23 protein-coding genes, 1 tRNA gene and 1 riboswitch are annotated in these 23,111 nt (G+C 69.5%); of the genes, 9 read left to right on the top strand and 15 right to left on the bottom strand.

Annotated features, from left to right (window positions below):
- Positions 1-91 precede the first annotated feature (91 nt).
- On the bottom strand, positions 92-1,558 hold the full coding sequence (locus tag IE278_RS23240) for an MFS transporter (RefSeq protein ID WP_189775163.1): 1,467 nt from the start codon (positions 1,556-1,558) through the stop codon (positions 92-94).
- Positions 1,559-1,838: 280 nt separating this feature from the next.
- Positions 1,839-3,242 (bottom strand): DUF445 domain-containing protein, encoded by a 1,404-nt coding sequence (locus IE278_RS23235; RefSeq protein WP_373312060.1) that lies wholly within the window; start codon positions 3,240-3,242, stop codon positions 1,839-1,841.
- Between the two features lie 215 nt (positions 3,243-3,457).
- On the opposite strand from IE278_RS23235, the gene IE278_RS23230 reads away from it, so the two are divergent.
- Positions 3,458-4,780, top strand: a complete 1,323-nt coding sequence (locus IE278_RS23230; RefSeq protein WP_189775162.1) for an SGNH/GDSL hydrolase family protein — start codon at positions 3,458-3,460, stop codon at positions 4,778-4,780.
- Between the two features lie 212 nt (positions 4,781-4,992).
- Here the strand turns inward: IE278_RS23230 and IE278_RS23225 are convergent, their stop codons facing one another.
- The 4 genes from IE278_RS23225 to IE278_RS23210 form a co-directional block, all read right to left on the bottom strand.
- Positions 4,993-5,754 (bottom strand): DUF1707 SHOCT-like domain-containing protein, encoded by a 762-nt coding sequence (locus tag IE278_RS23225; protein WP_189775161.1) that lies wholly within the window; start codon positions 5,752-5,754, stop codon positions 4,993-4,995.
- 10 nt (positions 5,755-5,764) lie between these two features.
- Positions 5,765-6,730, bottom strand: coding sequence for an ABC transporter ATP-binding protein (locus IE278_RS23220; RefSeq protein WP_189775213.1), 966 nt, complete (start codon positions 6,728-6,730; stop codon positions 5,765-5,767).
- 111 nt (positions 6,731-6,841) lie between these two features.
- The gene (locus tag IE278_RS23215) at positions 6,842-7,660 is read right to left on the bottom strand and encodes an ABC transporter permease (protein ID WP_246570543.1); all 819 of its coding nucleotides are present in this window, start codon (positions 7,658-7,660) and stop codon (positions 6,842-6,844) included.
- A 61-nt stretch (positions 7,661-7,721) separates the two neighbouring features.
- Complete coding sequence (locus tag IE278_RS23210) at positions 7,722-8,531, bottom strand: ABC transporter permease (RefSeq protein ID WP_189775214.1); 810 nt, start codon at positions 8,529-8,531, stop codon at positions 7,722-7,724.
- Between the two features lie 198 nt (positions 8,532-8,729).
- On the opposite strand from IE278_RS23210, the gene IE278_RS23205 reads away from it, so the two are divergent.
- Entirely contained in the window at positions 8,730-11,495 is a 2,766-nt protein-coding gene (locus IE278_RS23205; protein WP_373312059.1) for a transglycosylase domain-containing protein, read from the top strand.
- 54 nt (positions 11,496-11,549) lie between these two features.
- Here the strand turns inward: IE278_RS23205 and IE278_RS23200 are convergent, their stop codons facing one another.
- The 3 genes from IE278_RS23200 to IE278_RS23190 form a co-directional block, all read right to left on the bottom strand.
- A complete protein-coding gene (locus IE278_RS23200) occupies positions 11,550-11,870 on the bottom strand; it encodes a DMT family transporter (protein WP_189775160.1) in 321 nt (106 codons plus the stop codon).
- 28 nt (positions 11,871-11,898) lie between these two features.
- Positions 11,899-11,967, bottom strand: a riboswitch (guanidine-III (ykkC-III) riboswitch).
- Between the two features lie 71 nt (positions 11,968-12,038).
- Complete coding sequence (locus IE278_RS23195; RefSeq protein WP_107015997.1) at positions 12,039-12,395, bottom strand: GroES family chaperonin; 357 nt, start codon at positions 12,393-12,395, stop codon at positions 12,039-12,041.
- A 128-nt stretch (positions 12,396-12,523) separates the two neighbouring features.
- On the bottom strand, positions 12,524-12,880 hold the full coding sequence (locus IE278_RS23190) for a DUF3618 domain-containing protein (protein WP_189775159.1): 357 nt from the start codon (positions 12,878-12,880) through the stop codon (positions 12,524-12,526).
- 168 nt (positions 12,881-13,048) lie between these two features.
- Here IE278_RS23190 and bcp point away from each other — a divergent pair, with 168 nt between their 5' ends.
- The 4 genes from bcp to IE278_RS23170 all read left to right on the top strand — a co-directional run bounded on the left by bcp (position 13,049) and on the right by IE278_RS23170 (position 14,963).
- Entirely contained in the window at positions 13,049-13,516 is a 468-nt protein-coding gene (gene bcp / locus IE278_RS23185; protein WP_189775158.1) for a thioredoxin-dependent thiol peroxidase, read from the top strand.
- Between the two features lie 138 nt (positions 13,517-13,654).
- Positions 13,655-14,317: an HNH endonuclease signature motif containing protein gene (locus IE278_RS23180; protein WP_189775157.1), complete on the top strand. Its 663-nt coding sequence runs from the start codon at positions 13,655-13,657 to the stop codon at positions 14,315-14,317.
- A gap of 143 nt (positions 14,318-14,460) precedes the next feature.
- Positions 14,461-14,832, top strand: coding sequence for an HNH endonuclease signature motif containing protein (locus IE278_RS43220; protein ID WP_373312058.1), 372 nt, complete (start codon positions 14,461-14,463; stop codon positions 14,830-14,832).
- Positions 14,833-14,878: 46 nt separating this feature from the next.
- A tRNA-Leu gene (locus IE278_RS23170) sits at positions 14,879-14,963 on the top strand.
- A 111-nt stretch (positions 14,964-15,074) separates the two neighbouring features.
- Here the strand turns inward: IE278_RS23170 and IE278_RS23165 are convergent.
- On the bottom strand, positions 15,075-15,704 hold the full coding sequence (locus tag IE278_RS23165) for an ArsR/SmtB family transcription factor (RefSeq protein ID WP_189775156.1): 630 nt from the start codon (positions 15,702-15,704) through the stop codon (positions 15,075-15,077).
- A 418-nt stretch (positions 15,705-16,122) separates the two neighbouring features.
- Here IE278_RS23165 and IE278_RS23160 point away from each other — a divergent pair, with 418 nt between their 5' ends.
- On the top strand, positions 16,123-16,644 hold the full coding sequence (locus IE278_RS23160; RefSeq protein ID WP_246570539.1) for a hypothetical protein: 522 nt from the start codon (positions 16,123-16,125) through the stop codon (positions 16,642-16,644).
- A gap of 1 nt (position 16,645) precedes the next feature.
- On the opposite strand, the gene rdgB is transcribed toward IE278_RS23160, so the two are convergent.
- From rdgB to IE278_RS23140, 4 genes are all read right to left on the bottom strand, one after another.
- Positions 16,646-17,248 (bottom strand): RdgB/HAM1 family non-canonical purine NTP pyrophosphatase, encoded by a 603-nt coding sequence (rdgB, locus tag IE278_RS23155; protein WP_189775154.1) that lies wholly within the window; start codon positions 17,246-17,248, stop codon positions 16,646-16,648.
- Between the two features lie 82 nt (positions 17,249-17,330).
- Positions 17,331-17,735, bottom strand: coding sequence for a hypothetical protein (locus IE278_RS23150; protein WP_189775153.1), 405 nt, complete (start codon positions 17,733-17,735; stop codon positions 17,331-17,333).
- Positions 17,736-17,904: 169 nt separating this feature from the next.
- Positions 17,905-18,642 (bottom strand): ribonuclease PH, encoded by a 738-nt coding sequence (rph, locus tag IE278_RS23145; RefSeq protein WP_189775152.1) that lies wholly within the window; start codon positions 18,640-18,642, stop codon positions 17,905-17,907.
- 139 nt (positions 18,643-18,781) lie between these two features.
- On the bottom strand, positions 18,782-19,081 hold the full coding sequence (locus IE278_RS23140; RefSeq protein WP_107015989.1) for a PTS sugar transporter subunit IIB: 300 nt from the start codon (positions 19,079-19,081) through the stop codon (positions 18,782-18,784).
- 131 nt (positions 19,082-19,212) lie between these two features.
- On the opposite strand from IE278_RS23140, the gene IE278_RS23135 reads away from it, so the two are divergent.
- Both IE278_RS23135 and IE278_RS23130 read left to right on the top strand, forming a co-directional pair.
- Positions 19,213-20,499, top strand: coding sequence for a PTS transporter subunit EIIC (locus tag IE278_RS23135; protein WP_189775151.1), 1,287 nt, complete (start codon positions 19,213-19,215; stop codon positions 20,497-20,499).
- 399 nt (positions 20,500-20,898) lie between these two features.
- Positions 20,899-22,149, top strand: a complete 1,251-nt coding sequence (locus IE278_RS23130) for a PTS transporter subunit EIIC (protein WP_189775150.1) — start codon at positions 20,899-20,901, stop codon at positions 22,147-22,149.
- 77 nt (positions 22,150-22,226) lie between these two features.
- Here the strand turns inward: IE278_RS23130 and IE278_RS23125 are convergent, their stop codons facing one another.
- The gene (locus IE278_RS23125; RefSeq protein ID WP_189775149.1) at positions 22,227-22,979 is read right to left on the bottom strand and encodes an MBL fold metallo-hydrolase; all 753 of its coding nucleotides are present in this window, start codon (positions 22,977-22,979) and stop codon (positions 22,227-22,229) included.
- Positions 22,980-23,111 lie beyond the last annotated feature (132 nt).

The raw sequence follows: 23,111 nt of genomic DNA, 5'->3' as shown, positions 1-23,111 counted from the left end.
TCAGTTCCCGCCCGTTCCTCTGAGTCGCAGCGCGGCCCCGGAGTCGTACAACAGCCCCTGGACGTGTCCCTGGACGGCCGGACGCCGCAGGTTACGGGGTTTTCGCCGTCGACAGCGGGCTGGCGATGTCCTCCAGGGAGCGGCCCTCCGCCTTCACCGCGAGCACCGCCGCGACGAGGCCCGCCGCGCACATCAGGCCGGCGCCGATCTGGAAGGCGAGGACCGTGTCGCCGACGACACCCGTGCTGGTCAGCTCGGAGAAGATCAGCGGGCCGCTGATGCCGCCGGCCGCGGTGCCGATGGCGTAGAAGAAGGCGATGGCCATCGCGCGGGTCTCCATCGGGAAGATCTCGGAGACCGTCAGATACGCGCTGGACGCGCCCGCGGAGGCGAAGAACAGGACCACGCACCAGCAGGCGGTCAGCGTGGTCGCGTTCAGCGAGCCCTGGTCGAAGAGCCAGGCCGTGCCGAAGAGCAGGATGCCGGAGAGCAGATACGTGGACGAGATCATGATCCGGCGGCCCACGGTGTCGAAGAGCTTGCCGAGGAGCAGCGGGCCGAGGAAGTTGCCGGCCGCGATGACGGCGAAGTAGTAACCGGTGCTGCCGGTCGGCACGTCGAAGAACTTGGTGAGGATCGCGCCGAAGCCGAAGGTGATCGCGTTGTAGAGGAACGCCTGCCCGATGAAGAGGGAGAGCCCGAGGACCGCGCGCTTGCGGTACGTCGTGAAGACCGTACGGGCGATCATGCCGAAGCCGATGCTCTTGCGCTGGTGGATGGTGATCTCACCGGCGGGCGGTGGGAGGTCGCGCCCTGTCTCCTCCTCGATCTGCCGCTCGGCCTCGGTGACCAGGCGTTCCGCCTCCTCCCCCTTGCCGTGGATGAACAGCCAGCGCGGGCTCTCGGGGACGTTGCGGCGTACGAGCAGGATCACCAGGCCGAGGACGACGCCGAGGAGGAAGGTCAGCCGCCAGCCGACGTTCATCGCGAACAGGTCCGTGTTCAGCGCGACGATCGACAGGAGCGAGCCGGCGATCGCGCCCAGCCAGAAGCTGCCGTTGATGATCAGGTCGACACGGCCACGGTACTTCGAGGGGATCAGTTCGTCGATCGCCGAGTTGATGGCCGCGTACTCGCCGCCGATGCCGAAGCCGGTGAGGAAGCGGAAGAGGAGGAACCACCAGGTGGAGAAGGAGAGCGCCGTCATGGCGGTGGCCGCGAGATAGACCGCGAGGGTGACCATGAACAGCTTGCGGCGGCCGAACTTGTCCGTGAGCCGGCCGAAGAACAGGGCGCCCGAACAGGCTCCGGCCACGTACATTGCGGCGGCGATACCGGTGACCTGCGCGGCCGAGATGGGCAGTCCGCTGCCCTCCTCGGAGAGGCGGCCGGCGATGTTGCCGACGACGGTGACTTCCAGGCCGTCCAGGATCCAGACCGTGCCGAGGCCGATGACGATGGTCCAGTGCCAGCGGGACCAGGGCAGCCGGTCCAGGCGGGCGGGCACGGCGGTGGTGACGGCTCCGGTCTCGGCTGACCCGGCGTCGGTGACGGCCATGGCACCCCTCCTGCGGCTCGGGAACATCTCCCCGAGTGCCCAGATCTGGCGGGCTCTCACCTGGCACTCTTCACGCTTTGCGCCGTTCCCCGCGCCCCTGAAGGGCTCGGTCCCCCTCAAGGCAAGAGATTGCGCCGTTCCCCGCGCCCCTGGAGGGCTCTGCCCTCCTCACGACGAAAGACTGCGCCGTTCCCCGCGCCCCTGAGAGGGCTCCGTCCCCCTCACGACAAAAGACTGCGCCGTTCCCCGCGCCCCTAGAAAGGGCGCGGGTAGCTGCTGCTCACGCTCCTAGGGCCTTCGAGACCGTGTAGATCAGGAGGCCTGCCAGGGAGCCGACGACCGTTCCGTTGATTCGGATGAACTGCAGGTCCCGTCCGATGTGCGCCTCGATCTTCCGCGAGGTGTGCTCCGCGTCCCACCCCGCGACGGTCTCCGTGATGAGCGAGGTGATCTCGTCCCGGTACGTCGTCACGACGTACACCGCGGCCCCCTCCACCCACCCGTCGACCTTCGCCTGCAGCCGCGCGTCCGTGGCCATCCGCGTCCCCAGCGACAGCAGCGACGCCCGCACACGCAACCGCAGCTCGCTGCGCTCGTCCTCCGCCGCGGACACGATCATCTGCCGTACGGAGGACCAGGCGGAGGCGATCAGGTCCTGGACCTCGCCCCGGCCGAGGACCTCGCGCTTGAGGTTCTCCACCCGCGCCCGCGTGTCCGTGTCGGACTGCAGGTCGGAGGCGAAGTCGGTGAGGAACCGGTCGAGGGCGCCCCGGGCCGGATGCGCGGGCATGTCGCGCATCTCGGTGACGAACCGCAGCAGCTCCTTGTAGACGCGCTCGCCGACCCGCTTGTCGACGAACCGCGGGGTCCAGCCGGGCGCGCCGCCCTGTACGGCGTCCATGACCTGGTCGTTGTGCAGGACGAGCCAGTCGTGGGCGCGTACGCAGATCAGGTCGACGACCCGCCGGTGGCCGCCGTCCGCGACGACCTTCTCCAGCGTCTTCCCTATGCCGGGGGCGATCTCCTGGGCGTCGGCCCGCCGGTTGATGGCCTCGCCGACGACGGCCTGCACGTCCGAGTCGCGGAGCACCGCGAGGGCTCCCCTGAGCGCGGTGGCCAGCTCCTCGGTCACCCGGTCGGCGTGCTCGGGCAGGGCCAGCCAGGTACCGAGACGGCTGCCGATGCCGACAGAGCGCAGCCGCTGCCGTACGACGTCCTCCGAGAGGAAGTTCTCCCCGACGAACTCGCCCAGGGAGACGCCGAGCTGGTCCTTCTTGGTCGGGATGATCGCGGTGTGCGGGATGGGCAGGCCCATCGGCCGCCGGAACAGTGCGGTCACGGCGAACCAGTCGGCGAGCGCGCCGACCATGCCGGCCTCGGCGGCGGCGGCCACGTAACCCGTCCAGGCGCCCGCGCCGGAGTTCCCGGCCCACTTGGCGAGTACGTAGACGACGGCGACGAACAGCAGCAGTCCGGTCGCCATGAGCTTCATGCGGCGGACACCGCGGAACTTCTCCTCGTCGGCGGGGCTGAACGAGTTCATCGCCCGGTTCGGCGCGGGGCGGTCGGCGCCCGTGGCCCCGAGGGAGCCCGCGCGTCCCGTGGGGTTCGCCACACCGCTCCGCCGGGAAGACTGCCCTTCCGGACCTGTTTCCCCTGTTTCATCCTCTTTCGTTCGTTCCATCCGCTCCATCCGTTCCCGGTCCCCCATAACGCATTGTTCCAACCTGACCGACTCCTGGAACGGAACAGGAGTTCCCCGCGTCTGTCCGGGCGGGGGATTTCACCGGAACCCATGGGTCATGTGGGGTCATGTGGGGTTCCTCCCGCGCCATGCCTCATCATGGGGTCATCACACCGGAGCTCGGGCTCCCACTTTTCCGAGGAGATACGCACCGCATGACCAAGCGTCACGGTTATGCCTTGCTGGCCGCGATCGTCGCTGTGATCGTCGCCATTTCGACCGCCATATACGTCGGAGTCGCCGCCGACGACGGCGGGGAGACCACGCCCGTGGTCGGCGGCCGAACCCCGCACAACTCTGCGGCCCCCGCCTCCGTCGGCACCTGGGTGGGCGCCTGGTCGGCGTCCCCCGCCGGCTCCGAGCCGGGCACCGAGGCGAACGGCATGGCGGGCCGTTCCGTACGCAACGTGGTGCACGTCGGCGTCGGCGGCACCGCGGCCCGGATCACCCTGTCGAACCTGTACGGGCAGCAGCCGCTCAGCATCACGCACGCCTCGGTCGCCGTCGCGGCCACCGGGAACGACGCCGCCGCTGCCGCCGACACGATGCGGCGCCTCACCTTCGGCGGCCGTACCTCGGTGGTGGTGCCCGCAGGACAGCAGGTCGTCAGCGACGCCGTACGGCTGCTGGTCCCGCACGGCAGCGACGTGCTGGTGACGACGTACTCGCCGACCCCGTCGGGGCCCGTCACCTACCACCCGCAGGCACGGCAGATCTCGTACACCGCGGAGGGCGACCGCACGGAGGACGTCAGCGGTGCCGCGTACACCGGGCAGACGCCCTACTGGCGGTATCTGACCGCGCTGGACGTGCTGAGCAACGAGTCGGACGGCACGGTCGTCGTCATCGGCGACTCGCTCACCGACGGGGTGACCTCGACCGTCGGCGAGAACCGGCGCTGGACGGACGTCCTCGGCGAGCGGCTGCACGCGGCCGGTTCGGACGGGCCCCGCTACAGCGTGGTCAACCAGGGCATCAGCGGCAACCGCGTGCTGACCAGCGGGCTGGGGCGGCCCGCCGAGAACCCGAGCGGGCTGGTCCGCTTCGACCGTGACGTCCTAGGCCGCACCAACGTCAAGGCGGTCGTGGTCGCCCTCGGCGTCAACGACATCCTGCGGACGCCCAACCAGACCGACGCGAGCCGGATCACCGCCGGGCTGCGGGAGCTGAAGCGGCTGGCGCACGCGCGGGGGCTGCGGGTCGTCGGTGCGACGCTCATGCCGTTCCAGGGGCATCGGGGGTACCGGCCGCACCTGGAGGACACCCGGCAGGCCGTCAACGCGCAGATCCGCTCCGGCAAGGTCTTCGACGACTACGCCGACTTCGACAAGGCGCTCCGCGATCCGTACAACCCGCGGCGGCTGCGGTCCGACTACGACTCGGGGGACCACCTCCACCCGAGCGACAAGGGCTACAAGCGCATGGCGGAGATCTTCGACCTGAACACCCTGAAGGGCGCGGCCCCGGCCCAGCTCTAGCCCTACCGGGCGGGGAGGGCGACCTGGAATTCCGCCGTTCCCCGCGCCCCTGAACAGGGGCGCGGGGAACGGCGCAGTCTTTTGTCTTTGAGGGGGGCGCAGCCCCCAAGGGGCGCGGGGAACGGCGCAGTCTTTTCGCTTTTAGGGGCGCGGGGAACGGCGCAATCTTTTGTCTCGGCGAGGGGCGGAGGGGGTCACGAGGGGTACCCCCCTCAGTCGCGGCCCGGTTCCAGGCCGTCCCGCCGCGCCGCCCGGCGCTCCAACTTCTCCCGCCGCCGCTCCTCCCGCAGGCGGAGCCGCTCGGCCTTGGAGATCTTCCGCTCCACCCCCACCCCGCCCCAGAACGCGAACCCCGTCACGACGACCCGCGGAGCCCCCGGCGCCCCCGCCACCCCCTCCTGACCGTGGTCGAACCCGCCCATGATCCCGATCCCGCGGACGACGACCTCGACCCCCGGCGGCACCACCACGTTCAACCCGCCCATGACGGCGTAGCAGTTGACGACGACCTCGCCGTCCGCGAAGTTCGCCTCGCGCAGGTCCACGACACCACCGCCCCAGAACGCGAAGCAGTTGAACCGCTTCGGCACGGTCCAGTGCCCCCTGCGCTCGAACCCGGACATGACCGCGACGCCCCACCGGGACGTACCCTCACCGCCGACGATCCGGCTCGCCCAGTCCCCCGTGTCCGCCGCGCCCGCCGGCCGTTTGACCATCGACACGGCGGGAGCCGGACCGGGAGCCGTGACCCCGGAGGCGGGCAGATCCCGCGTGATCGGCTCCAACTCCCCGTACGTACGCGCCTTGTACGTGGCCTCCAGCCGTTCCTCGAACTCCGCCATGTCCAGGCGGCCCTCGGCGAGGCCGTCCCTCAGCACCTCGGCGACCCGCTCGCGATCGGCGTCGGAGGCGCGCAACTCGGGGAGTCCGCCGGGAGATCCGCCGGAGGGGCCGGCCGGGAGTTCGTCCGTCATGGACAGAAGCCTACGAGGTTGCCTTCTCCGCGTACATGCGGCTGATGACCGCCTCGATGTCGGGTTCCCGCACCGACAGGTCGACCAGCGGGTACTCCGCCGCGATCCGCGCCACCAGCGGCGCCGCCGACTGCGCCGCCGGAAAGGCGAGCCACTGCCGGGGCCCCTCGACCTTCACCACCCGCGCCGACTCCACCTCGATGGGCGGCAGTTCGCGTTCCAGGTCCACGACGAGCGTCCGTTCGCTCTCGCCGATCTCGTGCAGCCCGGTCAGCGGACCGTCGTACATCAGACGCCCGTGGTCGATGACCATCACGCGCCGGCACAGCTGCTCGATGTCGGAGAGGTCGTGGGTCGTCAGGAGCACGGTCGTGCCGCGCTCCGCGTTGAGGTCCCGCAGGAACTCCCGTACCCGCGCCTTGCTGATCACGTCGAGCCCGATCGTCGGCTCGTCCAGGTACAGCACCTCGGGGTCGTGCAGCAGCGCCGCCGCGATGTCCCCGCGCATCCGCTGCCCGAGCGAGAGCTGCCGTACGGGCACGTCCAGCAGTTCGCCCAGTTCGAGGAGTTCGACGCACCGGTCAAGGTTCTCCGCGTACCGCGCGTCCGGGATCCGGTACATCCGGTGCATCAGCCGGTACGAGTCGATCAGCGGGAGGTCCCACCACAGGGTGGTCCGCTGGCCGAACACCACGCCGATGCGCTGCGCGAGCCGGGTGCGTTCCCGGGACGGGTCGATGCCCGCGACGCGCAGGCGCCCGCCGCTGGGCGTGAGGATGCCGGTGAGCATCTTGATGGTGGTGGACTTCCCCGCGCCGTTCGGCCCGATGTAGCCGACCATCTCGCCGCGCGACACGGTGAAGGAGATCGAGTCGACCGCCCGCACCTGTCGCCGCTCACTGCGCAGAAAGCCGGTCTTCTTGCGTACGTCGAAGACCTTCTCCACACCGTCGAGACGGATGAAGTCGGTGTCCATGTGCGGGTGATCCGCGTGTGGATGATCCATGTGCGGTTGATCCATGTGTGGGCGATCCGTGTGTGGGTGTCCCATGTGCGGGTCTCCCATGTGTGGGCGTTCCATGTGCGGCTAGCTCCCCGTGCTCCGGTACGAACGAAGGCCCGCCCGCCACGCGAGTCCCGAGAGCCCGCAGCAGACGACGGCCACGAGTGGCGACACGAACGCGGTCCACCGCGGCAGGTCGAGCGGATACGGCAGCCCGAGCACGTACAGCGCGGGCAGCCAGTTGACGAAGGCCAGCGGCAGCACGAAGGTCACCCCGCGCACCAGGTCCTTCGCGAAGACGGTCGGCGGGTACTGCAGAAGGGTGGTACCGCCGTACGTGAACGAGTTCTGCACCTGGGAAGCGTCCTGCGCCACGAACTGGAAGGCCCCGCCCGCCACGAACACCGACGCGAAGATGGCGGCCCCGCTGACCATCATCACCGGCATCAGCAGCACCTTCGCCGGGGTCCACTCGATGTCGACCACGACGAGCGCGTACCCGAGGACCAGCAGCCCCTGGGTGATCCGGCCGAGGCGCCGCAGCGCGAACCGGTCCGCGGCGACCTGCGCGAGCACCGGCGCGGGGCGGACGAGCAGGGTGTCGAGTGTGCCGTCCCGTACCCGCTGCCCGAGCCGGTCCATCGAGCCGAGCGTCAGATCGGCGAGGCCGAACGCCGCGCTGGACAGCCCGTACAGGAACGCCACCTCGCCGAGCGAGTAGCCGCCGAGCTGGTCGACCCGCGAGAACATCAGCAGGATCGCGACGAAGTCGAGGACGGTCCCCGCGAAGTTGCCGAAGAGGGTCATCGCGAAGGACGCGCGGTACGCCATCGTCGAGCGGATCCACATCCAGGCGATCAGCCGGTAGGCCCGCAGCCCGTCCACCAGCCGCGACCCGGCCACCGGTTCGAACCCGGCACGGGGCTCACGGGGTTCACCGGGTTCACGGGGCTTCTCCCGCAGGTCAGCCACCCTGGACCACCACCCGGCGCGTCGCCGCCGACTGGACGAGACGGCCCACCGCGAGCAACCCGACGGCCCAGGCGGCCTGGAAGGCGTACGTCCGCAGCAGCGCGAGGCCCGTGCGCTCCCCGAGCAGCACGTCCGCCGGGGCCTGCACGAGCGCCGACCAGGGCAGCACGCGGGCCAGTTCGCCGAGCGCGCCCGGGAAGACGTTCAGCGGCAGGGTCATCCCGGAGAAGAACAGTCCCGCGAGGACGGCCAGTTGCTGCACGCCCGCCCCGTCCATGAACCAGAACGCCGCCAGCGCCACGAGATAGCGGATCGCGAAACTCACCAGCACCCCGAGCACCACGGCGACGAGGAACGCCAGCCAGGTCCCGGCGTCCCCGGGCAGCGCGAGCTGGAACACCAGCCCGCCGAACACCATCGGCACCACACCGCGCCCCAGCAGCTGGAACGCGGCCCGTCCCGCGTCCGCCGCCAGCCACCACGCCTGGAGGTCCGCGGGCCGGTAGAGGTCGATCGCGATGTCACCCGTACGGATTCTCTCGATCAGCTCGTCCTCGAAGCCGCCGCCCATCACCGCGACCACCGACAGCAGCCCCTGGCCCACCCACACGTACGTCACCGCCTGGGCCTGGTCGTAGCCGCCGAGACCCGGTCTCTCGTCCCACAGCGCGATGTACGTGTACGCCAGGATCAGCCCGAAGACGGTGTTGGTGAACACGCCCGCGGCGGTGGCCACCCGATAGGTCGCGTACCGCCGGAACCCGCCCGCCGCGACGGCCGCGTACAACCTCCATGCCCGCACCACGAAGCCTCTCCAGCCGTTCTGAGCCAAAGCGCTGGAGCCTAGTCCCGGGCCGGTACCGCGTGCCAGGCATTTTCTCCTGGGACGCGTGCCACGCACCGGGAACGATTCGCCGGGTGGGACAGTCTTCAAGGGAGGGCGCAGCAGGCGTACGAGGGCGTACCAGACGTACGACGTGAAACGGGAGCACGGCACAAGATGAACGACCAGCCGCAGCCGCAGCAGCCGAGCGAGGGCTGGGCACCGAGAGACCCCGACAGCGCCTCGGCGGGCGCGTCGGACACACCGGGCAAGCCGGGTAAGCCCGGCGAGCCCGGCAAGCCCGACCGGCCGGAGGCGCCGGGCACGCCGGACGCGCGGGGCAAGCCGGATACACCCGGCAAGGCGCGGGACACGGCACCGGCCTCCCCGGCTCCGACGGGCGGGAGGGGCGCGACGGGCGGGACGGGCGGGACGCCGAACGGCCATGACGGCACAGACGGCCCGGACACCCCGGGTGTACGAGACACCTCGGGCGTACGGGACACTCCGGGCGTACGGGACGACGCGACCGTCGCGTTGACGGCCGTGTCCGCCGACGCGGAAGCCACACCCGGGAAGCAGGCGGGTGAGCACCCCGGGGAGCAGGCGGGGGAATCGAAGAAGCCCAAGAAGGCCAAGCGGCCCAAGCGCACCGGCTGGAAGCGGCTGATCCCGACCTGGCGGATGGTGCTCGGCACGTTCGTCGGCGTGGTCCTGCTGCTCGTCGGCGCGTTCGCGCTCGGTTACTACCTGGTGAAGATCCCGTCGGCGAACGCGACCGCGATCAAGCAGAGCAACGTCTACCTGTACGCGGACGGCAGCCAGCTCGCCCGCGACGGCGAGGTGAACCGCGAGAACGTGGACCTGTCGCTGATCTCCAAGGACGCGCAGCACGCGGTGCTCGCCGCCGAGGACCGTGACTTCTACACGGAGTCGGCGGTCGACCCGAAGGCGATGATCCGCGCCGGCTGGAACACCGCCACCGGCAAGGGCAAGCAGTCCGGTTCGACGATCACCCAGCAGTACGTGAAGAACTACTACCTGGCGCAGGAGCAGACGGTCACACGGAAGGTGAAGGAGTTCTTCATCTCCATCAAGCTGGACCGGGAGAAGAGCAAGGACGACATCCTCGAGGGCTACCTCAACACCAGCTACTTCGGCCGCAACGCGTACGGCATCCAGGCCGCGGCGCAGGCCTACTACGGAGTCGACGCCAAGGGCCTGTCGGCAGCGCAGGGCGCCTACCTGGCGGCGCTCCTGAACGCGCCGAGCGAGTACGACGTGGTCGCGCACCCCGAGAACAAGCCGGCCGCGCTGGCCCGCTGGAACTACGTTCTCGACGGCATGGTCAAGAAGGACTGGCTCAGCGAGTCGGAGCGGGCCGGCGTCAAGTTCCCCGCGCCCAAGGAGACGGTGATCGCGGCCGGGATGTCGGGGCAGCGCGGCTACATCGTCAAGGCCGTCAACGACTATCTCGCCGACCACAAGATCCTCGACGAGGACGCGCTGAACGCGGGCGGCTACCGCATCACGACCACCCTGCAGAAGCCCAAGCAGGACGCCTTCGTGAAGGCCGTCGACGACCAGGTGATGGACGAACTCGACAAGAAGAACCGCAAGGTCGACAACTACGTCCGCGCGGGCGGCGCCTCCATCGACCCGAAGACCGGCAAGGTCCTCGCGATGTACGGCGGCATCGACTACACGAAGCAGTACTACAACAACGCCACGCGCCGGGACTACCAGGTCGGCTCGATCTTCAAGCCGTTCGTGTTCACCTCGGCCGTGCAGAACGACTCGGTCACCCAGGACGGCCGGACGATCACCCCGAACACCGTCTACGACGGCACGAACAAGCGGCCTGTACAGGGCTGGGACGGCGGCACGTACGCCCCGGAGAACGAGGACCAGGTCTCGTACGGCCAGATCCCGGTCCGTACCGCCACCGACAAGTCCGTGAACTCCGTGTACGCGCAGATGGCGGTGGACGTCGGCTCCGCGAAGGTCGAGCAGACCGCGGTCGACCTCGGCATCCCGGCCGACACCCCCGACCTGAACGCGTCCCCGTCCATCGCGCTCGGCACGGCCACCGCGAGTGTCCTCGACATGGCGGAGGCGTACGCGACCCTCGCCAACCACGGCAAGCACGGCACGTACACGATGATCGAGAAGGTCACCAAGGACGGCTCGGAGGACGTGAAGCTGCCGGACGAGGCGACCGAGCAGGCCGTCAGCCGGGAGGCCGCCGACACGACGACCTCGATCCTGCAGAGCGTCGTCGAGGGCGGCACCGGTACGGCCGCGCAGGCCGCCGGGCGTCCCGTGGCGGGCAAGACGGGCACCGCGGAGGACGACAAGGCGGCCTGGTTCGCGGGCTACACCCCGAACCTCGCCACGGTCGTCGCCGTGATGGGCCAGGACCCCGACACGGGCGAGCACAAGGCGCTGTACGGGGCTCTCGGGCAGGCACGTATCAACGGCGGCGGCTACCCGGCGCAGATCTTCGCCCAGTACACGAAGGCCGCGCTGAAGGGCGTGAAGGTCCAGGACTTCGACCTGAACCTCCAGGACGGCGCCGAGGAGCAGGAACTCCCGCCGGCCGACCCGGACGAGGACGCGACCGCCACGGGCGGCACCACCACCGACGGCGGCACGACCACGGGCGGCGAGGAGACCCCGGACACCCAGGGCCAGGACAACGGCGGCACCACCACCGACGGGGGCACCACCGACACCGGCGGCACGACGACCGACGGCGGCGGCACCACCACGGACGGCGGTACCACCGGCACGGGCGGCACGACGACGGACGGCGGGGGCACCACCACGGACGGCGGCACGGACGGCACGACCGGGGACGGCGGCGCGACGACCGACGGCGGCGGTACAACCACGGACGGCGCGGACGGGAGCACCGGGACGACGTTCGGGGGCTTCCCGTAACCCCGGACCGGGGGTTGTCGGGCAGGTGCTAGTGACTGGTGCTAGCGGCAGGCTCTAGTGGCCGGAGGTCGCCTTCAGGCCGACCACGGCCACCAGCAGCAGACAGACGAAGAAGATCCGGGCGGCGGTCGTCGGTTCACCGAGCACCGCCATGCCGTACACCGCCGCCCCGGCCGCGCCGATGCCCACCCAGACGCCGTACGCGGTACCGATGGGCAGCGTCTTCGCCGCGTACGACAGCAGCAGCATGCTGGCGACGATCCCGGCACCGGTGAGCACGCTCGGCACGAGCCGCGTGAACCCCTCGGTGTACTTCATCCCGACCGACCAGCCGACTTCGAGCAGACCGGCGACGACAAGCAGGACCCAGGCCATGAGGCACCTCCGTGCAGGAATCAACAGGGGTGCGTCGTCTTTGCCTGTCCCGGTACGGCGCGTCTCGTCGGGGTCCTTCCAAGGTAGCAAGGGCCGCGGAAAAGAGGGCCGCGGCAGCGGAAAGGGGCTGGTGACAACGGTCACCAGCCCCTTCGACGCCCGGCTCCTCTACAGGTACAGGCCGGTGGAGTCCTCCGACCCCTCGAACCGGTCCGCGGCCACGGCGTGCAGATCCCGCTCGCGCATCAGCACGTACGCGGTGCCGCGCACCTCGACCTCGGCACGGTCCTCCGGGTCGTACAGCACCCGGTCACCCGGCTCCACCGTCCGTACGTTCTGCCCGACCGCCACGACCTCGGCCCAGGCGAGCCGCCGGCCCACCGCCGCGGTCGCGGGGATCAGAATGCCGCCACCGGACCGGCGTTCACCCTCGGCGGCGTCCTGCCGCACGAGCACACGGTCGTGCAGCATCCGGATGGGCAGCTTGTCGTGCTGGCTGCTGGGCTCAGTCCTCTTGGCACTCACGGTCCGAATTTACCTGCCTTCGCGCCAGTCGTACGCAGCTGGGGTCCAGTCGAACGCAGGTGGGGTCCAGTCGTGCGCAGCTGGGGTCCAGTCGTGCGCAGGTGGGGTGCGGAAGGGTCCGGCCCCGTTCAGCGCCTGCGGCGCCTGGGGCGTCCGGAGCGCCTGGGGCCCAGGGTGAGCAGTCCGACGACGCCGACCACCACGAGGGCCACGGGCACGATGCGGTCCAGCCGCGGCGCCCCGTCCTCCGTGACGAACTGGCCCCGCACATCGTCGACGACGCGGTTGACGCCGACGTAGGCGCGTCCGAGGGTGTGGTCGACGCTGGACGCCACCTTGGCCTTGGCATCCCCGACGATGGTCTTCGGGTGCACCCGCACCCCGATCTCGTCGAGCGTCTCGGCGAGGGTTTCGCGACGGCGTTTGATGTCCGCCTCGATCTGCGCCGGAGTCCTGGTGTCCGGCGTGCTCGACGTGTCCGACACGCGCTGCCTCCGTAATCGTGGTCGTTTCTTCCCGTGGCCGGTCCATGGCCGGTTCCTGTCGGCCCTGCACCTGATCGACAGTCTGTCAGCTTCGCCCTCCGCGCACCGCCCGGCACCCCCATTACGCTCGGTTCCGTATCCACCACCTCGCAAGGAGACCGAACCGAGATGAGCGAGCGACTCCAGCCCGGCGACACCGCCCCAGCCTTCACCCTGCCCGACGCCGACGGCAACGAGGTGTCCCTTGCCGACCACAAGGGCCGCAAGGTCATCGTGTACTTCTACCCGTCCGCGCTCACTCCAGGCTGCACCAAGCAGGCCTGCGACTTCACCGACAACCTGGACCTGCTCGCGGGCGCCGGCTACGACGTCATCGGCGTCTCCCCCGACAAGCCGGAGAAACTCGCCAAGTTCCGCGACCAGGAGAACCTGAAGGTCACCCTGGTCGCCGACCCGGACAAGACGGTCCTGGACGCGTACGGCGCCTTCGGCGAGAAGAAGAACTACGGCAAGACCTACATGGGCGTCATCCGCTCCACGATCGTGGTGGACGAGGAGGGCAAGGTGGAACGGGCCCTGTACAACGTCCGCGCGACCGGCCATGTCGCCAAGATCATCAAGGACCTGGAGATCTGAGGTCCGCGCCCGAAAACCCTGAACGGCCCGTACCGGCTCCTCCGGTACGGGCCGTTCCACATTCCGGACGTGACCATCCGATAAACGATTCGTTACTCCGTACGAGGCGGCGAACACGCGGCCGGAACGGAGGGGGTCATGCCGGTCAGCCCGTACACCAAGGACCGCCTGGAGGAGGCGGCGAGCTCGTCACGGACGCTGTCGGAGGCGCTGGGGAAGCTGGGGGTGGATCCGAGGAGTTCGAGACGTGACTACATCCGGGGACGCTTGAAGAAACTGGCGGTGGACACCTCGCACTTCCGACGTGAGGGCACCAGGTGGACGAAGGAGACCCTCGAACCGGTCGTCGCTTCGTCGAAGAGCGTCAACGAGGTGGTCCGGCGGCTCGGGCTCGACTCCGTGGGCGGCCACCACACCAACATCACCCGGCGCATCAAGGCGTACGGCCTGGACACCACGCACTTCGAACCGGTGGCCCGCACCGAGAAGACGCGTGACAACCAGCGCCGCAGGACAGCCGCAGAGATCCTGGTCGAGGACGCCTCGGCGCATGCGAGGCGCACACCCGGCAGCCGGCTCAAGCGAGCCCTGCGGGAACTGGGCGTCGACGAGCGATGCAGCTCGTGCGGGCTCGAGGCGGTGTGGCTGGGAGAACCGCTACCGCTCGAGGTCGACCACGTCGACGGCAACTGGCGGAACAACCGGGCCGAGAACCTGCGTCTCCTCTGCCCCAACTGCCACTCCACAACGGACACTTATCGCGGCCGGGGCAAAACCCGCGACCGGGGCCCGGCTTCGTGAGCAACGGCGTTCGACACGAGCGCGTCCGGTACATCGGGGCCCGGCCCACATCCGACGATCTGCGCACCGCCGTGACGGGGTCGATCTCATTCGCCGAAGTGCTTCGCCGCCTCGGCCGACCGCAGAACGGCGGCCAACGTCGCATGCTGCAGCGGTGGATCGCCGAGGAGCAGCTCACGACCTCGCACTTCCTGGGCCAGGGGCACGGCCGGGGGAAACCGGGCACGACCCCCGCCAAGCCGGCGGATGCCGTACTGGTCAGACACGGCGGTGAACGCCGGACAGCGACGAAGTACCTCCGACGGGCCCTTGTCGAGATCGACGTACCCGAGCGATGCGCCCGGTGCGGCACCGCTCCGGAGTGGCTCGGCAGACCGATGACTCTGGAAGTCGATCACATCGACGGGGACTGGAGGGACGACCGCCCCTCGAACCTGCGACTGCTGTGCCCCAACTGCCATGCGATCACCCGTACGTGGTGCAGGGGGCGGCGCGGTACGAATCCGGCGGCATAAACCCGCACGCAGCGGCACCTGCGTGACCGGTACGATGGCTGCGCTGGCGGCGGTGGCGCAACGGCTGACGCAGCAGACTTAGGATCTGTGGCCCGTGAAACGGCTTGAGGGTTCGAATCCCTTCCGCCGCACAGTGACGGCCTGCGAATCGAAGAATCGATACGCAGGCCGTTTTTCGTGCCCTTTTTCCTGCCCGGGCACGCCGAGTGCCGCCGCAAGCAATCGAGCCGCTGTTCAGCGCCTCACTCCGCCGGCAGCGCGAACCATCGCAGCAGTACCGGTTTCGCGTCCGGTGGGGCGTCCTCCGGGCCCCGGGCGAAGCGGGTCAGCAGGTCCAGGTAGGCGTCGTGGAACGCGGTCACCTCGTCCTTCGTGAGGTGGCTGAGGCTGCGGGAGCCGCGCATCCAGCCCTCCGACTCCCCCTGCCCCTCCGTGAACCGCCGGGCCAGCTCGATGTCCTCGTCCAGCCGCATACGGTCCAGGGTTCCCGCGACCGCCCGCTCGCCGTCGGTCATCTCGTCCTGCGCCGGCCTGCGTACGTCGAGTCCGCGCACCGCCCGCCACCAGCGCTCACGGCTGTTGGGCCGGTCCGGTACGTCCTCGATGAAGCCGCCGCTCTCCAGGCGGCGCAGGTGGTAGCTGAGCGTGCCGGTGTTCTCCCCGAGCGCGGCGGCGAGGGTCGTGGAGGTCGCCGGGCCCGAGACGGCGAGGTGCCGGAGGAGCTTCAGCCGCAGCGGGTGGGCGAGCGCTTTGAGCGCCGCGGGGTCGCTGACGGTACGCCGCTCGGCGTCGGGCGCATCGGGGGCCTCGGACTTGGGGGTGGGGGCGGATTCAGGGGCGGGTGCGGGCTGGGACCCACCTTCGTCGCTCATGGGGGCAGCCTACCGTTCCGCACAGCCAAAGCTCTGCAGAGATACTTCTGCAGAATTTTCTCTGCAGACCTTCCATTGCAGAGAAATGGCTGCAATCCTTGAGACACAGCGCGGCAGGCGGCAGCCTTCCGCTCATCCGGTCACTCACCTGGGGGTCTGCATGTTTCGTGCCCGACGACGTCTCGCGATGGCACTGTCCGCCGGGGTCCTCGCGGCGACCGCGACCGTGGGCGCTGGGGCGGGGGCGGGCGCGGCAGCGACAGCAGCGACGCCTACTCAGGCGGACCCGCACTCAGGCCCGGGCTACGGCTCCGGCCCCGCCTCCACCTCCGGCACACGAGACCGCGGCTTTGAAGACTGCCCCGCCCCCTCCGAGCTGCCCCCCGGCGCCGATCCGGCGAGGTGGCGCTGCGAGGCGATGACGGCCGTCGGGCGTCTCACGCTCGGCCGGGTCGACGTCGAGGTGCCGGCCGACCGGCCGCTGGCGATCACGTTCGCGGAGGGCACGGTGGACGGCGAGTTCCGTCAGGTGTTCGGCGCGATGGCCGCCACTCCCCTGCGAGTTCGGGGTACGCCGCTGTCGATCACGCCTCGGTACGGCGGTTACTCCGACTTCGAGTCGAACGACGAACGGCGCGGCGAGCTGGATCTGACGTTCCGGATAGCCGGGCCCGGGGTGCCGCCCGGTTGCTCCATAGGCAGCGCGGCGGACCCGGTCCGTCTGGTGCTCCTGGAGACGGATCCGCCGAAGGTCGTCACGCCGGACCCGCTGGTCGTCACCTTCGGAGTGGCGGACAACCGCTTCGCCGTGCCGGGGACTTCGGGCTGCGGCCCGCTGGGCCCCGTGCTCGACAGGGCGCTGCGCCTTCCGTCCCCGGCCGGCGTGAACGGCATCGATCTGGACGCCCGGGTAGCGATGCGTGCGTACGGGGAGGTGTAGCTCAGCCCAGCAGTTCCTTGACGACCGGTACGAGTCCTCGGAACGCCTTGCCCCGGTGGCTGATCGCGTTCTTCTCGTCGGGGGTCAGTTCGGCGCAGGTGCGGGTGTCGCCGTCGGGCTGGAGGATCGGGTCGTAGCCGAAGCCGTGGGTGCCGGCGGGTTCGTGGCGCAGGGTGCCCCGCAACTGCCCTTCGACCACTCGCTCGGTGCCGTCGGGCAGGGCGAGTGCGGCGGCGCAGGCGAAGTGGGCGGCCCGGTGTCCGTCGGCGATGTCGCCGAGCTGGGCGAGGAGGAGGTCGAGGTTGGCGCGGTCGTCGCCGTGGGTGCCGGACCAGCGGGCGGAGAAGATGCCGGGGGCGCCGCCGAGTACGTCGACGCACAGGCCGGAGTCGTCGGCGACGGCGGGGAGTCCGGTGGCCCGGGCGAGGGCGTGGGCCTTGAGGAGCGCGTTCTCGGCGAAGGTGACGCCGGTTTCCTTGACGTCGGGGATGTCCGGGTAGGCGTCCGCGCCGACGAGGTCGTGGGACAGATCTGCCGCGGCGAGGATCGCCCTCAGCTCGGTGATCTTTCCGGGGTTGCGGGTGGCGAGGATCAGGCGGGTCATGGTGCTCACCCTAGTCAGGTGGACGCATTCGTTCGCGTGCCGCCCGTGATCGTTCGCCGCCCGCGGGGGCCGGCCGGTGTCGCTACGGGGTGCAGACCTTGGTCAGTTCGCCCGCCGCGTCGGTGACGGGGCTGATGTCGGGGGTCGAGTCACCGTTGTTGATGGAGTCCCGGACGTTGCCGACGGCCGCCTGGAGGTCGTCCACGGCCTTGTTGATGTCGGTGTCGTCGGTCTTGTCGCCGATGGTGTCGAGGTTCTTGTCGATCGAGTCGAGTGCCTCGTCCGCCTGCGTGGGGTCGTTCGCCGCGTTCTCCACGGCCTGCTGGAGGTCGGTGACGCTGTCGGCGATCGTGTCGGCGGTCTGGACGCAGTCGAGCGCCTTGTTGACGGCGTCGCAGCCGGTGGTGAGCCCGGCCGTCAGCGCGACGGCTGCCACTGCTGCGGCGACGGCGGTGATACGGCGTGGTCGGCGGCGGCTCGCGGCCATGGAACGGTCCTCCCGTTTTCAGGCCCCCGAGGGCCCCGTTTCGTAGGCCCCAGGGCCCCCGTTTGGTGCTGGTCGGGCGAGACGGTGGTGTGCCGTTCGCCCGCACCTGTAGGGACGCGACGGCCGGTGCCGTGGTTGCCCGCGACGTCCGGCCGTCTTGGTACGTCCTTTACTTTTCGAGGACCGTATCAAGCGCCGTGCGCTGGGCGACAGCGAGTTCCGTGCAGCCCAGGACGGCCAGATCGAGGATGGAGTTGAGTTCGTCGCGGTCGAACGGCTCGGCCTCGGCGGTGCCTTGGACCTCGACGAAGCGGCCGTCGCCGGTGCAGACGACGTTCATGTCGGTATCGGCGCGGACGTCCTCCTCGTAGCAGAGGTCGAGGAGGGGGATGCCACCGACGATGCCGACGGAGACGGCGCTGACCGTGCCGGTGAGGGGCTGCCGGTTGGCCTTGATGAGCTTCTTGCCCTGGGCCCAGGTGACGGCGTCGGCGAGGGCGACGTAGGCGCCGGTGATGGCGGCGGTGCGGGTGCCTCCGTCGGCCTGGAGGACGTCGCAGTCCAGGACGATGGTGTTCTCGCCGAGTGCCTTGTAGTCGATGACCGCGCGCAGGGAGCGGCCGATGAGCCGGCTGATCTCGTGGGTGCGGCCGCCGATCTTGCCGCGGACGGACTCGCGGTCGCCGCGGGAGTTGGTGGCGCGGGGAAGCATGGAGTATTCGGCGGTCACCCAGCCTTCGCCGCTGCCCTTGCGCCAGCGCGGGACACCTTCGGTGACGGAGGCGGTGCAGAAGACCTTCGTGTCGCCGAAGGAGACGAGGACGGAGCCCTCGGCGTGCTTGCTCCAGCCGCGTTCGATGGTGATCGGGCGGAGCTGTTCGGGCGTGCGGCCGTCGATGCGAGACATGGCGAAGAGCCTAGTCGTATACGGGTGAGGGGCCGCCCCGGTATACGGAAGCGGCCCCTCAGGGGTGAGGCTCAAAAGCCTGCCCCGACAGCTACGTCGGCAGCTACGTCGGCAGCTGCGTCGACAACCGCGTCGGCAGTTACATCATGTCTTCGATGTCGGCGGCGATCGGGTCGGCGTCGGTGCCGATGACGACCTGGATCGCGGTGCCCATCTTGACGACGCCGTGGGCGCCCGCGGCCTTCAGGGCGGCCTCGTCGACCTTGCTCGGGTCGACGACCTCGGTGCGCAGCCGGGTGATGCAGCCCTCGACCTCTTCGATGTTGTCGATGCCACCGAGCCCGGCGACGATCTTCTCAGCCTTGCTGGCCATGTCCTTCTCCCTGATCCGAACCGCTTTGTCGCAGCGCTTTGTCGCAGTAACCCACAGTTGGCCCATCTTCGCGAGCGGCCACGTCGCCCCTGCCGAATGATGGCGATCACGACAGCGGAAACCGTTCACACATCGCTCGCTGACTGGTCTACACCAGTTTTCAGCGGCCGCCAAACCTGGGACGCAGGAGGACACCCATGAGTGCCGACAGCGCGGCCGTGCCCGCGCGCTCCCGGTGGAGCGATCTGTTCCAGGGTCTGCAGAAGATGGGCCGCAGCCTTCAACTGCCCATCGCGGTACTGCCCGCGGCGGGCATCCTCAACCGGCTGGGGCAGCCGGACGTGTTCGGGGCCGACGGGCTCGGCTGGACGAACGTCTCGAAGGTGATGGCGGGCGCGGGCGGCGCACTGCTCGACGGTTCGCTCGGTCTGCCGCTGCTGTTCTGCATCGGTGTGGCCATCGGGATGGCGAAGAAGGCGGACGGTTCGACGGCGTTGGCGGCCACGGCCGGTTTCCTCGTCTACTACAGCGTGCTGCGGCAGTTCCCGGAGGACTGCGCGGACCAGGCGAAGGTGGTGGCGGCGGGCTGCCAGGCGCAGGACGGCACGGTGGCGGTCTTCACGTATCAGAATCCGGGTGTGTTCGGCGGTATCGCCATCGGGCTGATGGCGGCCTACTTCTGGCAGCGCTACCACCGCACGAGGCTCGTCGACTGGCTGGGTTTCTTCAACGGCCGCCGGCTGGTGCCGATCATCATGGCGTTCGTGGCGATCGCGTTCGCCGCGCTCTGCCTGTGGGTGTGGCCGCCGATCGGCCGGGGCCTGGAGGACTTCAGCGACTGGCTGGTGAGTCTGGGGGCGTGGGGTGCGGGTGTCTTCGGTATCGCCAACCGCGCGCTGCTGGTGATCGGGCTGCACCAGTTCCTGAACGTGCCCATCTGGTTCCAGTTCGGCAGTTTCACCAAGCCGGACGGGTCGGTCGTGCACGGGGACATCAACATGTTCCTGGCGGGTGATCCGGACGCGGGCCAGTTCACGTCGGGGTTCTTCCCCATCATGATGTTCGCGCTGCCGGCCGCGTGCCTGGCCATGACGCACTGCGCGAAACCGCATCGCCGCAAGGAGATCGGCGGTCTGATGCTGTCGATCGCGCTGACCTCGTTCGTCACGGGCATCACGGAGCCGATCGAGTACTCGTTCGTGTTCATCGCGCCGCTGCTGTACGTGATCCACGCGGTGCTCACCGGTGTCTCCATGGCGGTGACGTGGGGGCTCGGGGTGCATGACGGTTTCAGCTTCTCGGCCGGTCTGATCGACTACGTCATCAACTGGAACCTCGCCACGAGACCCTGGGCGATCATCCCGATCGGTCTGTGTTTCGCGGTCGTCTACTACGTGATCTTCCGTTTCGCGATCACGAAGTTCGACCTGCGGACGCCGGGACGGGAGCCGGAGGACGAGGTCGAGGACGTGACGAAGGCGTAGCGAGCGCACGGACGTGCGGGCGGGCTAGCGGGTGAGCGAGCGAGAGGCCCGCGACCCGTGACCCGCGACCCATGACCCACGACTCGTGACCCGTGAAAGGCCCCCGGACGACCGGTCCGGGGGCCTTTTGGCGCGCGCTTGAGCGGCGTTCACGGCGGCCGTTCGAGCCGTGTCATGGCGCACGCCTGAGCCGCGTTCATAACGATATGAGCCGACCCTCCCGCTATGGCCGGGGCCACAAAACTGGCGGGTTCCTTATCTCACCTTCACCGTGCTACAACAGGTCTACACCACTGAGTGGTGTAGACCACGCGGATGCTGTCCATCCCTCGTGCACTCCTCTTTCCCACCCTTTCCGTCCCCGGCCTTCCCCGGCAGCACGCAGCACATGGAGGAACAATGACCACCGCCACAGCACCGGCGGCCCCCACGAAGAAGTGGGGCTCCGGCCTGCTCCAGGGCCTGCAGAAGGTCGGCCGCAGCCTGCAGCTCCCCATCGCCGTGCTGCCGGCCGCCGGCATCCTGCTCCGGCTCGGCCAGCCCGACGTGTTCGGCGCCGACGGACTCGGCTGGGACAAGGTCGCCTCCGTGTTCGCCACGGCCGGTGACGCGGTCTTCGCCAACCTGCCGCTGCTGTTCTGCGTCGGCATCGCCATCGGCTTCGCCAAGAAGTCCGACGGTTCCACCGCCCTCGCGGCGCTGGTCGGCTTCCTGGTCTACAAGAACGTGCTCACCGCGTTCCCCATCAGTGAGGCCAAGGTCCAAAAGGGCGCGGACGTCGCCGCGACCTACAACGACCCCAAGGTCCTCGGCGGCATCGTGATGGGCCTGATAGCCGCCGTCACCTGGCAGCGGTTCCACCGCACCAAGCTGCCCGACTGGCTCGGCTTCTTCAACGGCCGTCGCCTCGTACCGATCCTGATGGCCTTCATCGGCACCGCGGTCGGCGTCTTCTTCGGTCTGGTCTGGGAGCCCATCGGCGACATCATCACCAACTTCGGCGAGTGGATGACCGGCCTCGGCGCGGTCGGCGCGGGCATCTTCGGCGCGATCAACCGCGCGCTGCTCCCGGTCGGCATGCACCAGTTCGTCAACACCGTCGCCTGGCAGGAGATCGGCACCTACACGGACTCCGCCGGCGCCGTCTGGCACGGTGACCTGCCGCGCTTCTTCCACGGTGACCCGACCGCCGGTCAGTTCATGACGGGCTTCTTCCCCATCATGATGTTCGCGCTCCCGGCCGCGGCCCTCGCGATCACGCACTGCGCCCGCCCCGAGCGCCGCAAGGCCGTCGGCGGCATGATGGTCTCCCTCGCGCTGACCTCGTTCGTCACGGGTATCACCGAGCCGATCGAGTTCGCGTTCATGTTCATCGCGCCGCTCCTGTACGTGATCCACGCGATCCTGACCGCCCTGTCGATGGCCATCACCTGGGCGCTGGGCGTGCACCACGGCTTCAGCTTCTCCGCGGGCGCCATCGACTACTTCCTCAACTGGAACCTCGCCACCAAGCCATGGCTGATCATCCCGATCGGCCTGGTCTTCGCGGCGGTCTACTACGTGACCTTCCGCTTCGCGATCATCAAGTTCAACCTCGCCACCCCGGGCCGCGAGCCCGAGGAGGAGGTCGAGGACCTCACCAAGGCGTGAGCCCTCGCACGGCGTGACACGGCACAGGGCCCCCGGAGCGGATCTGCTCCGGGGGCCCTGTGCCGTGTCACGCGTACTCAGATGTCGTACGTGGCTCGCGGTGACGCCAGTTCGACCGGGCCGGTGAATGCCTCGCGGGCGTGGTCCAGGTTCGTCTGGGGGTCCGTCCACGGGGGGATGTGGGTGAGGACGAGGCGGCGCGCGCCGGCACGGGTCGCGGTCTCGCCGGCCTCGCGGCCGTTGAGGTGCAGGTCCGGGATGTTCTCCTTGCCGTGGGTGAACGCCGCCTCGCAGAGGAACAGGTCCGTGTCCCGGGCCAGTTCGTCGAGCGTGTCGCACACGCCCGTGTCCCCGGAGTAGGTCAGCGACCGCCCGCCGTGCTCCACACGGATGCCGTACGCCTCCACGGGATGGCTGACCTTCTCGGTGTGGACCGAGAACGGGCCGATCTCGAAGGAGCTCGGCTTGACGGTGTGGAAGTCGAAGACCTCGCTCATGGAGGAGGCGGAGGGGGTGTCCGCGTACGCGGTGGTCAGGCGCTGCTCCGTGCCCTCGGGTCCGTAGACGGGGATCGGGTCGCAGCGGCCGCCGTCATGGCGGTAGTAGCGCGCGACGAAGTACGCGCACATGTCGATGCAGTGGTCGGCGTGCAGATGGCTGAGGAAGATCGCATCGAGGTCGTAGAGACCGCAGTGGCGCTGCAGCTCGCCAAGGGCACCGTTGCCCATGTCGAGAAGCAGCCGGAAGCCGTCGGCCTCGACGAGGTAGCTCGAACAGGCCGATTCCGCGGACGGGAACGACCCCGAGCAGCCGACGACGGTGAGCTTCATAGAGCGGAAACCTCCGCGGGCGGGGAGTGAAGACGGGGGTCGTGACAGGGGTCGTGCGGTCCGTCGAGCGTAAGGCGCGAAAGGGCGGGTCGCTCCTCCGTCGTGGGCTGTTGTGGGGGAACTCACCTGCGG

The organism is Streptomyces tauricus, assembly GCF_014650955.1.
Taxonomy (GTDB): Bacteria; Actinomycetota; Actinomycetes; order Streptomycetales; family Streptomycetaceae; genus Streptomyces; species Streptomyces tauricus.
The sequence above is the reverse complement of the archived record's forward strand: the minus strand, read 5'-3'. Positions and strand labels throughout refer to the sequence as shown.

Excerpts from the sequence above, each read along its gene's own strand:
- IE278_RS23140 (WP_107015989.1), bottom strand. The coding sequence starts at position 19,081 with ATGGGCCAACTGTGGGTTACTGCGACAAAGCGCTGCGACAAAGCGGTT.
- IE278_RS23225 (WP_189775161.1), bottom strand. The coding sequence starts at position 5,754 with ATGACGGACGAACTCCCGGCCGGCCCCTCCGGCGGATCTCCCGGCGGA.
- IE278_RS23220 (WP_189775213.1), bottom strand. The coding sequence starts at position 6,730 with ATGGACACCGACTTCATCCGTCTCGACGGTGTGGAGAAGGTCTTCGAC.
- IE278_RS23240 (WP_189775163.1), bottom strand. The coding sequence starts at position 1,558 with ATGGCCGTCACCGACGCCGGGTCAGCCGAGACCGGAGCCGTCACCACC.
- IE278_RS43220 (WP_373312058.1), top strand. The coding sequence starts at position 14,461 with ATGCTGCAGCGGTGGATCGCCGAGGAGCAGCTCACGACCTCGCACTTC.
- IE278_RS23200 (WP_189775160.1), bottom strand. The coding sequence starts at position 11,870 with ATGGCCTGGGTCCTGCTTGTCGTCGCCGGTCTGCTCGAAGTCGGCTGG.
- IE278_RS23180 (WP_189775157.1), top strand. The coding sequence starts at position 13,655 with ATGCCGGTCAGCCCGTACACCAAGGACCGCCTGGAGGAGGCGGCGAGC.
- IE278_RS23160 (WP_246570539.1), top strand. The coding sequence starts at position 16,123 with ATGACGGCCGTCGGGCGTCTCACGCTCGGCCGGGTCGACGTCGAGGTG.
- IE278_RS23165 (WP_189775156.1), bottom strand. The coding sequence starts at position 15,704 with ATGAGCGACGAAGGTGGGTCCCAGCCCGCACCCGCCCCTGAATCCGCC.
- rph (WP_189775152.1), bottom strand. The coding sequence starts at position 18,642 with ATGTCTCGCATCGACGGCCGCACGCCCGAACAGCTCCGCCCGATCACC.
- IE278_RS23235 (WP_373312060.1), bottom strand. The coding sequence starts at position 3,242 with ATGGAACGAACGAAAGAGGATGAAACAGGGGAAACAGGTCCGGAAGGG.
- bcp (WP_189775158.1), top strand. The coding sequence starts at position 13,049 with ATGAGCGAGCGACTCCAGCCCGGCGACACCGCCCCAGCCTTCACCCTG.
- IE278_RS23125 (WP_189775149.1), bottom strand. The coding sequence starts at position 22,979 with ATGAAGCTCACCGTCGTCGGCTGCTCGGGGTCGTTCCCGTCCGCGGAA.
- rdgB (WP_189775154.1), bottom strand. The coding sequence starts at position 17,248 with ATGACCCGCCTGATCCTCGCCACCCGCAACCCCGGAAAGATCACCGAG.
- IE278_RS23150 (WP_189775153.1), bottom strand. The coding sequence starts at position 17,735 with ATGGCCGCGAGCCGCCGCCGACCACGCCGTATCACCGCCGTCGCCGCA.
- IE278_RS23230 (WP_189775162.1), top strand. The coding sequence starts at position 3,458 with ATGACCAAGCGTCACGGTTATGCCTTGCTGGCCGCGATCGTCGCTGTG.
- IE278_RS23135 (WP_189775151.1), top strand. The coding sequence starts at position 19,213 with ATGAGTGCCGACAGCGCGGCCGTGCCCGCGCGCTCCCGGTGGAGCGAT.
- IE278_RS23130 (WP_189775150.1), top strand. The coding sequence starts at position 20,899 with ATGACCACCGCCACAGCACCGGCGGCCCCCACGAAGAAGTGGGGCTCC.
- IE278_RS23205 (WP_373312059.1), top strand. The coding sequence starts at position 8,730 with ATGAACGACCAGCCGCAGCCGCAGCAGCCGAGCGAGGGCTGGGCACCG.